The sequence below is a fragment of the Pirellulales bacterium genome (genome assembly GCA_035533075.1).
GTDB lineage: Bacteria > Planctomycetota > Planctomycetia > Pirellulales > JAICIG01 > DASSFG01.
The window spans coordinates 1-12417 of record DATLUO010000081.1 but is presented as its reverse complement, the minus strand read 5'-3'; the positions used below and the strand labels follow the sequence as shown (position 1 = coordinate 12417).

12 protein-coding genes are annotated in these 12417 nt (G+C 63.7%); 7 read left to right on the top strand and 5 right to left on the bottom strand.

The window, feature by feature from the left end:
* Positions 1-22: 22 nt before the first annotated feature.
* Positions 23-193: a hypothetical protein gene (locus VNH11_10585; protein ID HVA46800.1), complete on the bottom strand. Its 171-nt coding sequence runs from the start codon at positions 191-193 to the stop codon at positions 23-25.
* A gap of 91 nt (positions 194-284) precedes the next feature.
* Positions 285-1979: a lactate permease LctP family transporter gene (locus tag VNH11_10580; GenBank protein HVA46799.1), complete on the bottom strand. Its 1695-nt coding sequence runs from the start codon at positions 1977-1979 to the stop codon at positions 285-287.
* Between the two features lie 164 nt (positions 1980-2143).
* Between VNH11_10580 and VNH11_10575 the strand changes: the two genes are divergently transcribed.
* The 6 genes from VNH11_10575 (at position 2144) to VNH11_10550 (ending at position 9682) form a co-directional block, all read left to right on the top strand.
* The gene (locus VNH11_10575; GenBank protein ID HVA46798.1) at positions 2144-5245 is read left to right on the top strand and encodes a PSD1 and planctomycete cytochrome C domain-containing protein; all 3102 of its coding nucleotides are present in this window, start codon (positions 2144-2146) and stop codon (positions 5243-5245) included.
* Between the two features lie 52 nt (positions 5246-5297).
* Positions 5298-5654: a hypothetical protein gene (locus VNH11_10570; protein ID HVA46797.1), complete on the top strand. Its 357-nt coding sequence runs from the start codon at positions 5298-5300 to the stop codon at positions 5652-5654.
* Entirely contained in the window at positions 5651-6172 is a 522-nt protein-coding gene (locus VNH11_10565; protein HVA46796.1) for a hypothetical protein, read from the top strand. The genes VNH11_10570 and VNH11_10565 overlap by 4 nt, the downstream gene beginning before the upstream one ends.
* Complete coding sequence (locus tag VNH11_10560) at positions 6139-7581, top strand: DUF1501 domain-containing protein (protein ID HVA46795.1); 1443 nt, start codon at positions 6139-6141, stop codon at positions 7579-7581. Before VNH11_10565 ends, VNH11_10560 begins: the two co-directional genes overlap by 34 nt.
* 291 nt (positions 7582-7872) lie before the next feature.
* Entirely contained in the window at positions 7873-8286 is a 414-nt protein-coding gene (locus VNH11_10555) for a hypothetical protein (GenBank protein ID HVA46794.1), read from the top strand.
* A 55-nt stretch (positions 8287-8341) separates the two neighbouring features.
* On the top strand, positions 8342-9682 hold the full coding sequence (locus VNH11_10550; GenBank protein ID HVA46793.1) for a PQQ-binding-like beta-propeller repeat protein: 1341 nt from the start codon (positions 8342-8344) through the stop codon (positions 9680-9682).
* A gap of 77 nt (positions 9683-9759) precedes the next feature.
* Here the strand turns inward: VNH11_10550 and VNH11_10545 are convergent, their stop codons facing one another.
* A complete protein-coding gene (locus VNH11_10545; protein ID HVA46792.1) occupies positions 9760-10671 on the bottom strand; it encodes a ZIP family metal transporter in 912 nt (303 codons plus the stop codon).
* A 198-nt stretch (positions 10672-10869) separates the two neighbouring features.
* On the opposite strand from VNH11_10545, the gene dtd reads away from it, so the two are divergent.
* The gene (dtd, locus tag VNH11_10540) at positions 10870-11364 is read left to right on the top strand and encodes a D-aminoacyl-tRNA deacylase (GenBank protein ID HVA46791.1); all 495 of its coding nucleotides are present in this window, start codon (positions 10870-10872) and stop codon (positions 11362-11364) included.
* Between the two features lie 17 nt (positions 11365-11381).
* Here dtd and VNH11_10535 read toward each other — a convergent pair whose 3' ends face one another.
* Positions 11382-11726: an HU family DNA-binding protein gene (locus VNH11_10535; protein ID HVA46790.1), complete on the bottom strand. Its 345-nt coding sequence runs from the start codon at positions 11724-11726 to the stop codon at positions 11382-11384.
* A gap of 275 nt (positions 11727-12001) precedes the next feature.
* The gene (locus tag VNH11_10530) at positions 12002-12253 is read right to left on the bottom strand and encodes a hypothetical protein (GenBank protein HVA46789.1); all 252 of its coding nucleotides are present in this window, start codon (positions 12251-12253) and stop codon (positions 12002-12004) included.
* Between the last annotated feature and the right edge of the window lie 164 nt (positions 12254-12417).

The following is a 12417-nucleotide window of genomic DNA, read 5'->3' as shown; positions in this document are numbered from 1 at the left end:
CTCCGTCAGGCCGAAAGCCTGACTACTTCTTTGCCTCGCCTTCTTCGGTCGCCGGTGCGCGGCTGGCTTGCGCGGCCGCACGCTCGCGCAGCTCGCCGAGCACCTTGGTGCGCCGGGCATTCATCAACCGCACCAGCGTGAAGACCGCCACGTAACCGGCGATCGCCCAAAGGGCAAGGTCCCAGCTATCCATGTTGTTCTCTCGGCCACGCGTCGATGCGGTTCAACCACGCCTCACCGATGTTATCTTAACTCCCCGACATGGGTTGCGGCGAGGGGGATTTTTAGGGCGACGCCTGCGGAATCATCCAAGTCAGCCAATAGGCCTGCAACATCGTCAAGAGCCCAATCAACGCCGCCAGCGTCACGCTGTGCCAGAAGACGAACCGCAGGATCCTGCCTTCGCCGCCGGTTTGCTCGGTCGCGACCGCCGCCACCACGATGCTCTGAGCATCGATCATCTTGCCCATCACCCCGCCCGTGCTGTTGGAAGCCACAATCAACAGCGGATTGAGATTGAGCTGCTCCGCGGTAATCCGTTGCAAGCTGCCGAACAGCGCGTTCGACGAAGTATCGGACCCAGTAAGAGCCACGCCCAGCCAGCCCAGCAGCGGCGCGAAGAACGGGTAAAACCAGCCGGTGCGGGTGAACGCCAGCCCCATCGTGGCATCGCTGCCGCTGTACTTGGTCACGAACGCCAAGGCCAACATGCAGGCGATCGTGAGCAGCGCCCACCGCATTCGCCAGGCGGTGCTCAGGAAGATTTCCATGAACTGCTTCGGCCCGATTCGCAGCCACACGGCCGAAAGAATGGCCGCCAGAAAGATGCCCGTCCCGGTGGCCGACAGCCAGTTGAAATCGTAGACCGCTTTCTCCGGTTCGGCCGCGTGATCGAGACCGGCGGGCACGACGGCCACAGGCGACGTGCGATAGACGAATTTGTCCAAGCCGGGAACCGAAAAAGAGAGCTTGCTTCGGCCGGCCAGCAGGTTGGGCCGGTCCGTCGGGCCTCCGTTGAGAACCGTCTTGACCGGGGGCCAGCCCCATAGCAAGACCATCACTGACAAGAACACCCAAGGCATCCAGGCATAAGCGACCTGGCCGACGCGCAACGGCGGCTGATCGGCGAGAACCGTCTGCACCGGCTCATCGGCAAATCGCCACACCTCTCGCGGCCGCCAGACTTTCAAGAACAGCGTCCGACAAACCAGCGAGCCGAGCCCACCGACAACATCCACCAGCGTCGGCCCGTGGAAGTTCGCAGTCAGAAACTGCAACCCGGCAAAGCTCCCGCCGCAAACGGCGATCGCCGGCCAGCATCCGACGACGCCGCGCCAACCGGCCATCGTCGCCACCAGCCAGGCCGGCACGATCAGCGAAAACAGGGGAAGCTGACGGCCGGCCATCTTGCTGATCAGCATTTCATCGAAGCCGGTGACTTGAGCCAACGTGAGGATGGGAGTGCCGAGCGCCCCGAAGGCCACGGGCGACGTGTTGGCGATCAACGCCAGGCCGGCGGCATACAGCGGAGAGAAGCCCAGCCCGATCATCAGTGCCGCCGAGATGGCCACCGGCGTGCCGAAGCCGGCCGCGCCCTCCACGAACGTGCCGAACGAGAAGGCGATCAGGAGCGCTTGCAGCCGCCGGTCGGGCGAAATCGCGGCCACCGAACGCTTGACGATTTCGAACTGGCCGGAGCGGAGAGTCAGGTGGTAGAGAAAGACCGCGGCAACCACGATCCAGCCGATCGGCAGCAAGCCGAAGCAGGCCCCATAGCCAGCGGCGGCCAGGGTGGCGCGTGCGGGCATGCCAAAGCCGGCCATCGCCACTACCAGTGCCGTGACCAGCCCTGCCACCGCCGCCCGATGTGCATGCATGCCCAGCGCCAGCAAACCCAACAGCGCGATGATCGGCACTCCGGCGGCCAAGGTCGAGATCCAAGGTGAATGGAAAGGATCATAGACCTGAACCCAATGCATAAAAAGAACGCCTCTGATGTGTGACCTCGGTTCCGTGGCACGCCATGATAGCCGCCGGCCCCGTCCGTTTCTACGATTTCCGTCACTGGCGTGAAATCCAGGGCGACATCCGGCATAATGGAGCAACCTACGGAACGCGCCGTAGTGACCCGGCATCTTGCATCATGTTCAGCCCACAGACTTTTCGATGTTGCGTCGCGGTGTTGTTCGCCGTGCTCGCGTGTTCCAGTCCCGTTCGGGCGGAACCCCAAACGCCCGTGGTCGATTTTGCGCGTGATGTTTACCCGATCTTTGAACGTTCGTGCCTGGAATGTCATGGACCGCGGCGGCAAGAAGGCGACTTGCGGCTCGACGTTTGTGAGTCGGCCCTGGCGGGCGGCGGTAGCGGGGCCGTGATCTTGGCCGGCAAACCCGACGAAAGCGAGTTGTTGCGTCGCGTCATGCTGCCTGAAGGCCACGACGACATCATGCCGGCCCGTGGCAAGCCGCTGACGCCGCGGCAGATCGAAACGTTGCGTGCCTGGATCGAGTCCGGTGCCGTCTGGCCCGCTCAGCTCGAGCACGTCGCCCATTGGGCTTACGTGCCGCCGGTCCGGCCGGCGCGGCCCAAGGTGGCGGAGAGTGCCTGGTGCCGCAATGCGATCGATGATTTCGTTTTGGCCCGATTGAAGAGCGAACATTTGCCGCATTCGCCCGATGCCGACCGCACGGCGCTCATCCGCCGCGTGTCGCTCGATCTCATCGGCTTGCCGCCCTCGCCGGCCGACGTGGACGCGTTCGTCGCCGACGCGAGCGACGACGCCTATGAAAAGCTTGTCGATCGGCTGCTGGCCTCGCCGCAGTTCGGCGAGCGCTGGGCGCGGCCCTGGCTCGATCTGGCCCGATACGCCGATTCGCACGGTTTTCAACGCGACGATCTGCGCGAGCTATGGCCTTATCGCGACTGGGTGATTCGCGCCCTCAATGAAGACATGCCGTTCGACCAGTTCACGGTCGAGCAGCTCGCCGGAGATCTATTGCCGGGCGCGGCCGAATCGCAGCTTATCGCGACGGGCTTTCATCGCTCGACGACCACCAACGTCGAAGCCGGATCCGACCCCGAAGAAACGCGCACCAACCAGGTCATCGACCGCGTCAACACCACGGCGACCGTCTGGCTCGGCACGACGCTGGAATGCGCCCAGTGTCACGACCACAAGTACGATCCGTTCACGCAGCGAGATTATTACGGCTTGCTGGCCTTCTTCAACAACACCGAGATCGAGGCCGACCGCAGCAATCCGAATGTGCCCGGTTCGATCCGTTTTCTCGGTCCGTCGCTGGAACTGGCCGACAAATCCATCGAAGCCGAGCAGCAGCGGCTGAAGGGCGAGATGCAGGAAATCGACCAGGCGATTGCCGCGCGGCGCGGCGAGCTTGGCGGCGATTTGGCCGCTTGGGAAGCGACGCTGGCCGGCGAAGTGGACCGAGCGCCGACCACGCACGCGCTCAAGATCGCCGAATTCCAATCGGCCGAAGGGTCCGCGCACAAGCTGCTCGACGACGATTCGGTGTTGCTGGTCGACGATTCCCCGAACGTCGACACCTACACCATCGTGGTGGAGACCACGCTGCGCGGCATCACGGGCATCAGACTCGACGCGTTGACCGATCCGGCGTTGCCGGGCATGGGGCCGGGGCGCGGCGACGCCGATCGACCGAACTTCGTGCTCAACACGTTCGCCGTCACGGCGGCGCCGCTGGACGACCGTCGTCCGCCGCAGCCGGTGCGGCTCGTCGCCCGAAGTGCCAGCTTTGAGCAAGCGAACTTTCCGCTGGCCGCCGCACTCGACGAGCGACCGAAGACCGGCTGGGCAATCGCACCCCGATTCCATCAACCACACTGGGCGGTTTTCGATGTGCCTTCCTTGCCAGGCAACGAAGGCGGCACGCGCCTGACCTTCACGTTGGTGCAACAATTTGGCACTGGCCGCACCCTTGGCCGGCTGCGTCTTTCGGCTTTGACGGGCGACCCTGGGGCCGCGTCGCTGCCGGCCGAGGTGGCGGCGATTTTGAAAACCGCGGCGGAGGCGCGCAGCGACGCGCAACACTCGCGATTGCTCGATTTCCGGCTCGAGCGCGACGCCACCGCGCAAGAACTGCGTGCCCGCCGAGATGCGCTGCAAAAATCGCAGCAAGCGCTGAAGAAGCCGGCCACGCTGGTGATGCGTGAGTTGGCGGCGCCGCGAGCGACGAGCATTTTCACGCGGGGCGATTTCCGCACGCCCGGCGGGCCGGTTCAGGCCGCTGTTCCGCCCGTGCTACACCCGCTGCCGGCAGGACCGCCCAACCGCCTCACGCTGGCCCGTTGGCTGGTCGATCGCCACAATCCGCTCACGGCCCGCGTAGTGGTGAATCGCTGGTGGGCCGAATTGTTCGGCCACGGCGTTGTGACCACGCTCGAAGATTTCGGCATCAAGGGCGAGCCGCCCACGCACCCCGAATTGCTCGATTGGCTGGCCGTCGAGTTGATGGAGAACGGTTGGTCGATGAAGAACGTGTTGCGGAAGATCGTGACTTCGGCGACGTATCGGCAATCTTCACGGGCGACAACCCACCAGTTGGCCCGCGACGCCGAGAATCTGCTTTACGCCCGTGGGCCGCGGTTCCGCCTCGCCGCCGAAACCATTCGCGACAACGCCCTGGCCATCGCCGGCTTGCTCTCGTTGCGTGCGACCGGACCGCCGATTCGCCCTCCTCAGCCCGACGGCTTGTGGACGAAAGTCGGTGGTCAGCCGCTGGAGTATATCGTCAGCCCTGGCGACGAGCGGTATCGTCGCGGCGTCTACGTCGTCTGGAAGCGGGCTTCGCCCTATCCGAGCTTCGTCAATTTCGACGCGAATGCCCGGCTGGCTTGCACCGTCAAGCGCTCGCGGTCCAACACTCCGCTGCAAGCCCTGACGCTGCTCAACGATCCGGTGTATGTGGAAGCAGCCTTTGCCTTGGCCGGGCGTGTCTTGCGCGAGCGCGCCGATGCGCCGCTCGATGAACAGTTGCGATATGCCTGGCGGTTGTGCCTGGCGCGAAACCCCGACGATGCGGAACTGGCCGTCTTGCGACAATTACACGATGGGCAACTGGCCGCGGCCCATGCCGGCCAGGCGGCCACCAAGACACTGGCCGAGCAAGCCGGCGCTGCGAGTGCCGGTCCGACGGACCAGCTTGTCGCCTGGTATTCCGTGGCCTCGGCCCTGTTGAACCTGGATGAGACGATCACCAAGAATTAACACGACCTGCTGACGACCGGCGACTTGATGCACCAACGGGGATACAATAACGTTGAACCAACCCAACGGAGATCAGCAGCACGTCCCACCGGCCGCTACGACAATCCACCTCGCGACAAGGGCTACCGATGGCAGCGGGGCCGTTATCAAAGGCGGCGAAATTGACACGGCAACGGCGATCAGCGGACGCAACGGTGGTCAGGACGTTGTGGTCTGTGGCGACGATGCGCAGGCGAATCGGCAAGTGGCGTTAAGAATCGAAGAAGCGGTAGGCCCGTGGATGCGACAACAGAAACACACCTGGTCGGCGGGCGCGATGGCCCTGCCACACTTCCAGCAACGCAGTCCGCCGCCACACGGTCATACATTTTATGAAACGGCGAATGCCAAGGCGAGAAAGGGCAAATGAAGTTTTTCACCCCCGATCTTTATGTGCGTCTGCAGCGGCCTGACGTCGCTGACATGGACGCCGCCGACGCCGATTGGGAAGATGCGGAGGGCCGGTACGAGCGTCGGTTGGCGGCGGTGCGCGACAAGCTGCCCGATTCGGCGCTGAAACTTCTCGACGGGGTGAGGCTGCACGATGCAGAAGTATTCTGGATGGGTCAGACCGGGCCCTTCTTCGCGATTCTGCTCAAGCGCGACTCCCCACTGAGCGGCACGGTGTTGATGACCTACCGCACGGTCGATAAGGTCCGTCTCAACAGCAACGCTTTTGCAAGCGAGTTTCGTGCGACCTTGATGCAGTGGATGTACGACGAAGTCGACCTCGGCAGTCGGCCCGATTGTTTTCGGCACTCGGTCCTGTTCAGCAACGGCAGCCAGCTCGAGGTCGAAGCCGACGAAGTCCAGATCGCCACAGTAGATACGCTTTACGCCTCCAATCCCAAGCCATGCACCCCATCAACACCTACCTCCAAAACCTGACGCGACGCGGCTTCCTCGGTCGTTCGGGCCTGAGCCTGGGCGCCGTGGCGCTCGGCGCCCTGTTGAACGAAGATCGTGCGGCGGCAGCATCGGCTGAACCGACGGGCCCGCTGACGGCGCACGCCGGCCACTTGCCGCCGCGCGCCAAGCACGTCATCTATTTGCACATGATCGGCGCCCCATCGCAGCTCGATCTGTTCAATCACCAGCCCGAATTGAACGCACGCGACGGCCAGACCTGCCCGGAAGAGTTGACTCGCGGACGGCGCTTCGCCTTCATCGGCGGCGAGCTCAAGCTGGCCGGCTCGCCGTTCACGTTCACTCGACATGGACAGAGCGGGCAGGAAATCTCCGAGCTGCTGCCGCAGCTTGCGGGCGTGGCTGACGACATCGCGATTGTCCGTTCGCTGCACACCGACGAGATCAATCACGCCCCCGCCCAAATGTTCCTGCACACGGGCTTCGGCCGCGGCGGCCGTCCGAGCTTTGGCTCCTGGGTCCTGTATGGACTCGGCTCAGAAAGTCAGGATTTGCCGGCCTACGTCGTGCTGCAATCGGGGCCGCTCGGCGGCGCCGGCACCTCGCTCTGGTCGGCGGGCTTTTTGCCCAGCGTCTACCAGGGCATCCAGCTTCGCTCCAGCGGCGACCCGGTGCTGTTCTTGTCGAATCCGCCGGGCCACGCCGCCGCCGACCGCCGCCGCGTGCTCGACGCCGTCCAGGAGTTGAACCAGCGGCAGCTTGCCACCGTGGGCGATCCGGAGATCGCCACGCGGATCAGCCAATATGAAATGGCCTTTCGCATGCAGATGTCGGTGCCGGAGCTGGTTGACATCAGCCACGAACCGGCCGAGACGCTCGCTCTGTACGGCGCGACGCCGGGCAAGCCGTCCTTCGCCAGCAACTGCCTGCTGGCCCGGCGGCTGGTCGAGCGTGGCGTGCGGCTGGTCGAGCTTTACGACGCCGACTGGGACCATCATGCCGATCTTGCCAAACGGCTGCCGGCCAAGTGCCGCGACGTCGACCTGGGCATGGCCGCCCTGGTCCGCGATCTCAAGCAACGCGGCCTACTCGACGAAACGCTGGTGATCTGGGGCGCCGAGTTCGGCCGCACGCCGTTGCGGCAAGGCATTTCCGGCGAAGGCGTCAAGACGTCGCCCGGCCGCGACCATCACAAAGACGCCTACTGTATGTGGCTGGCGGGAGGCGGCATCAAGCCTGGTGTGTGCTATGGCAAGACCGACGAGTTTGGCTTCAACATCGCCGAGAACCCCGTCCACGTCCACGACCTGAACGCCACGGTGCTGCACCAATTGGGCCTCGACCACAAGCGTCTGACCTTCAAATACCAAGGCCGCGAATATCGCCTGACGGACGTACACGGCGAAGTGATCAGGGGATTGCTGGCATGAAGAATACCCACCACCATTTTGGGTTTTCGATTGATCGCTCTGCCGGCGATTGTTTTCGCCCTCTGCTCGTCAACGGCTATCGGATGGATCCGCGTGCGAGATCGCCTGGTGGAACGCATTATGGCGCCTCATCGCCTCCGACTTTGCCGGTTGGTAGATTTCTAGGAACTTTTTGGTCGTCGGATGCCGTCCAAGGGCTTGCCTCATGCACGTTGACGATGCCATTATTAGAGGTGAGCGAAACCTCGCCGTCGGCTAAAACCGCCCTCGATAAAAGCCAGGCCAGTCGCTATGCCCGATGAATTTCTGTTGGTCCCAGACGAGGTCAGCGGGCGCGCGCTGCCCCCCGAAATGGTAGGTGATCTTCGCGTCGTAGCTGGGCTCGATGAGGAGTTGGTCGAGCAGCTCGCGCATTCACTGAAAGCGGAGCGCGGGATTCTTACAGAGGATCGGGTCGGAGACTTGGTCCAACATTGCTTCGACGACGCCTACCCCTGGGCGAAGGACAGACTAGACGATCCGGCATTCCGCCGGGAGATGGGGATTGGCGAGGGAGATCGCTGGCCCGTCGTCTTGGCCGGATATGTCGTCAACGCGCTGAATCGCGCTGTCGAGCTGATACGGCAGGCGCCGTATGAGCCAATGCGCGGCGATGAGTTCTTCCCGCCTCGGCCCCCGACGGTCCCGCAACTGCCGCAGCCGTGAGGGACCGACTCGCCGCCACGGCACCGTCTCCGCCACAATCTGTCACAATGACCACATGGCTCGTCGCTATTTCGATTTCTTCTGCGCGTTCCTCTTGTTGGCGGCACCAACCGCTGCCGCGGATACCGTTGTTCGCATCCAAGATGCCGAGCAGAACTGGCCGCAATGGCGGGGACCGCTGGCCAACGGCGTCGCACCGAAGGCCAATCCACCGATCGAGTGGAGCGAAACGAAGAACGTCCGCTGGAAGGTCGCATTGCCGGGCCTGGGACATTCGACGCCGATCGTCTGGGGCGACCGCGTGTTTCTGACCGCTGCCGTGCCCTATGGCGACCCAATGCCGCCGCGGCCCAGCACGGCTCCGGGCAATCACGACAATCTGCCCGTGACCCGCCGGCAGCGGTTTGTGGCCCTGGCGCTCGACCGGGGCGACGGCCACATCCTCTGGCAACGAGAACTGCGCGAAGCGCTGCCGCACGAGCAAGGACACCACACTGCGAGCCTGGCCTCGCATTCGCCCGTCACCGACGGCGAGCGGTTGTTTGCATTCTTTGGTTCCTTCGGCCTCTACTGCCTGGATCTCGACGGCGAAGTGCTTTGGCAGAAGGATTTTGGCCTCATGCAGTCGCTGCACGGGCACGGTGAGGGAGCGTCGCCTGCGCTCTACGGCGACACGCTCGTGATCAATTGGGACCATGAGGGCCAGTCGTTCGTGGTGGCCCTCGACAAGCGGAGCGGTGACGAGCGTTGGAAAGTCGCACGCGATGAAGTCACTTCCTGGGCTACGCCGATCATCGTCGAACAGGCGGGCAAGCCGCAGGTCATTATCAGCGGCACCAACCGCGTGCGCGGCTACGATCTGGCCAGCGGCAAGATTCTGTGGGAGTGCGGCGGCCTGTCGGCCAACATCGTGGCCTCGCCGGTTTCCAGCCGCGGAGTAGTGTATGTGGGGAGCAGTTACGACAAGCGTGCCTTGCTGGCGATTCGCCTCGAAGGCGCCCAGGGCGACATCACCGGCAGCGAACAGGTGCTGTGGAGCCGCTCGCGCGGAACGCCCTATGTTCCGTCGCCGCTGTTGTACGGCGACACGCTTTATTTCCTCACGCACTATCAGGGCATCCTCAATCGAGTCGATGCGCGGACGGGCGAAGACCGGCCAGGGCCGCTTCGCCTGGGCGGAGTCAGCGAGGTTTATGCCTCGCCCGTCGGCGCGGCCGATCGTGTTTACGTGACCGATCGCAGCGGCTTGACGCTGGTGATCAGCCATAGCGACACGCCGCGGCTGTTGGCCCGCAACCAACTCGACGACACCTTCAGCGCGTCGGCCGCAATCGCCGGTGATGAGCTGTTTCTGCGCGGCGAGCACGCGCTATACTGCCTCGCCGAGAGTCGGTGATACCGAAGTCAAATTGAGGGGCCGCGGTTCGTTGATCAATCCAGGGCGGGCCAGTGAATCACCCGGGCGAACGCAGCTCACGGCTCGTCGTGCCCGTGCCGCGTTCCTACCGGCGGGCCGTGTTCGTGCGAATGGCCTGACTCTTCAAACCAGACCATGACGCCGGCCAGGAGGATGCCGGCCAGCAGGGCGGCCGAAAGCTTGACGCGGTCGTGGGAATGAAACTGCAGTTCAGGCAGCAGGTCGCTGGTCGCGATGCACAGAAACGTGCCGGCCGCGACCGCCAGCAACGGCCCCAAAACTTGCGAGCCGCCGCCGGCCTCATACTCGACGCCGAAGTAAGCCAGGGCGGCGCCCGTGGGCACCGCCAGGGCATAAAAAAAATTGACGACGTGCCGCGTCCGTGCCGTTTGCCCGCCGACCAGCATCAGCGAACCCAAAGTGAGCGAATCGAACGGCTTGTGCAGCACGATCACCAGGAACACGGCCAGGCCGGTCCACGCCTCCACCATTTCGTGCGACGACGTGGCGACGACGCTGGCCGCCAGCGTCATGCCGTCGATCATGCTGTGCAGCGCCAGGCCGATCAGAGCGGCCGTCCAGGTCAGCCGCCGCGGCTCCGTCGCATGCGGATGGGCAGGCGAGTGATGGCTGCGATCGTGGTGTTTGTGCTGTCCGGCGGTCTCACAGGCGTCGGCCTGCGGCGGTGCATCGTGGTGGTGGAAGTGGAATGCCCGTTCGACAAAGAACATCGCCAAGAATCCAGCCAACAGCCAGATGGCCGCCGGATAAATGGCCCCGTCGAACTCATAGAAGGCGTGCGGCAGAAGGCTCAACAGCGAAACGCCCAGCATCGCGCCGCCCACAAAACTCATGATGAGCTGCAACCAGACGTGCGTGAGCCGAAACAAAAACGGCAGCAGCCCGCCCGACAGCGCGGCGGCAAAGATCAGCGTGCAATAGACGGCGAGCAGGAGGACGGGCGTCATTATGTTACAGGGTACAGGTTAGAGGGCGCAGGGAACAGGAGTGAGAGGGAAATTGCAAATTGCAAATCGCAAAGTTGCAATTGCCTGATGCCTGATGCCTGATGCCTGATGCCTGACGCCTGATGCCTGACGCCTGATGCCTGACGCCTGACGCCTCTACCCTGTTCCCCTGTTCCCTCATCCCTGTACCCTATTTCCATGCGAGTTTGCGTTCAACGAGTGCTGGAAGCACGTGTCCGCGTCGGCGACGAAGTCGTGGCTGAAATCGGCCGCGGCCTGCTGGTGCTGTTGGGAGTGGCTGCCGACGACGGCGAAGACGACGCGCGCTGGCTGGCCGACAAACTTGCCGGCCTGCGCATTTTCGAAGACCAGGCCGGCAAGATGAACTTGTCGCTCCGCGAAGCTCGCGGAGCGATGCTCGTCGTCAGTCAGTTCACGCTGTTGGGCGATTGCCGGCGCGGCCGCCGGCCAAGTTTCGCGGCCGCGGCGTCGCCCGAAAAAGCCGAGCGGCTGTATGAAGTCTTCGTCAGCGCCGCGAGGGCCGCGCAGATCGAAGTCGCCACCGGCCGGTTTCGGCAAACGATGCAGGTGGCGTTGGTCAACGACGGGCCGGTCACGCTGATCGTCGACAGCAAACGAACACAGCCCGGCACGAGCGATGAAGTGCCGCGTGCCGGGCTGGATAGTCCGTGAGCCGATCGAACAAGTCGTCAGACCATGGCCTTCAGGTTCTTCAGCGGAATGACCTTCACCTTTTTCGAGGCCGGCTTGGCGGGGCGGTCCATGAACTCGCCGGGCTTGAAGGGGTTCGGCACGTTCTTCTGCGCCGGGCGGGCCGGCACGCTCTTGCGGGTGATCTTCACCAGGCCGGGAATCTGAAACATTCCCGGACCGCGGCTGCTCATCGCCTTTTGGATCTCGGTGGTCAATGCGTCGAGGACGGCGGCCACGTCCTTCTTCGGCACATTGGTTTCTTCGGCAATGGCATTCAACACTTCACTCTTGCTGGGAGCCTTGGGCTTTTTCGCTCCCGTCGCTGCTGGGGCTTTCGCCATAGTTTCGCAATCCTCCTCGCGGGGACCAGGGAAATAGAACAAAACGCACGTCCGTCCGAAAAATGTGGGGACGGGACGATTAAAACCGACAAAAGCGAAAAAGCAACCCGAAAAATGCCCCCGGAGGCCAAAAAAAGCCGAAAACCGGGGCTGGAAGCGGCCAAAAGCCGTTCCGGCGGCCAAAAACTGGCCTTTCGTGGCCCGATTGTGGCCGGCTCGGCGAGCCCCGGCGCGCCGGGACGTCGGCGTCCCGGTAGGCCATGTGGGCAGGGACGTCAAGACTGCCAGCGGCTGCGAATCACCTTCAGCTTTCGTTCGACCGTCCTCTCCAAGAGACGCACGCCCCACGTTTCGGCGTCGCGATGGTCTTCCAAGCTGAGCAGATAATAGTACGTCGACTCGACATTGAGACCACCGAAGACGGGTCGGCCGTTCTGGAAGATTTCGTCGTGAGCGCCGATCCGGACCCGCGACAAATCCGGCCGCGCGTTGGCCTCGCGCGCTTGAGCCACCGCGTTGTGGAACATTGTGGATGGTGCCGATGGACAGAGAGGTGTCGAACACGTCGCCGAGCAGATCCTGAATGCCACGGAACGAACTATGGCAGTGCAGGGCCAGGCCCAGAACGAGCTGCCTCAACCAGGGCCTTGTGACGGGCAGGTGGAAGATCACCTTATCGGCGGGCTCGTCG

Coding starts and splice junctions, on each gene's coding strand:
- VNH11_10535 (HVA46790.1), bottom strand. CDS start 11,726: ATGGCGAAAGCCCCAGCAGCGACGGGAGCGAAAAAGCCCAAGGCTCCC.
- VNH11_10580 (HVA46799.1), bottom strand. CDS start 1,979: ATGCATTGGGTTCAGGTCTATGATCCTTTCCATTCACCTTGGATCTCG.
- VNH11_10575 (HVA46798.1), top strand. CDS start 2,144: ATGTTCAGCCCACAGACTTTTCGATGTTGCGTCGCGGTGTTGTTCGCC.
- dtd (HVA46791.1), top strand. CDS start 10,870: ATGCGAGTTTGCGTTCAACGAGTGCTGGAAGCACGTGTCCGCGTCGGC.
- VNH11_10560 (HVA46795.1), top strand. CDS start 6,139: ATGCACCCCATCAACACCTACCTCCAAAACCTGACGCGACGCGGCTTC.
- VNH11_10585 (HVA46800.1), bottom strand. CDS start 193: ATGGATAGCTGGGACCTTGCCCTTTGGGCGATCGCCGGTTACGTGGCG.
- VNH11_10530 (HVA46789.1), bottom strand. CDS start 12,253: ATGTTCCACAACGCGGTGGCTCAAGCGCGCGAGGCCAACGCGCGGCCG.
- VNH11_10565 (HVA46796.1), top strand. CDS start 5,651: ATGAAGTTTTTCACCCCCGATCTTTATGTGCGTCTGCAGCGGCCTGAC.
- VNH11_10545 (HVA46792.1), bottom strand. CDS start 10,671: ATGACGCCCGTCCTCCTGCTCGCCGTCTATTGCACGCTGATCTTTGCC.
- VNH11_10555 (HVA46794.1), top strand. CDS start 7,873: ATGCCCGATGAATTTCTGTTGGTCCCAGACGAGGTCAGCGGGCGCGCG.
- VNH11_10550 (HVA46793.1), top strand. CDS start 8,342: ATGGCTCGTCGCTATTTCGATTTCTTCTGCGCGTTCCTCTTGTTGGCG.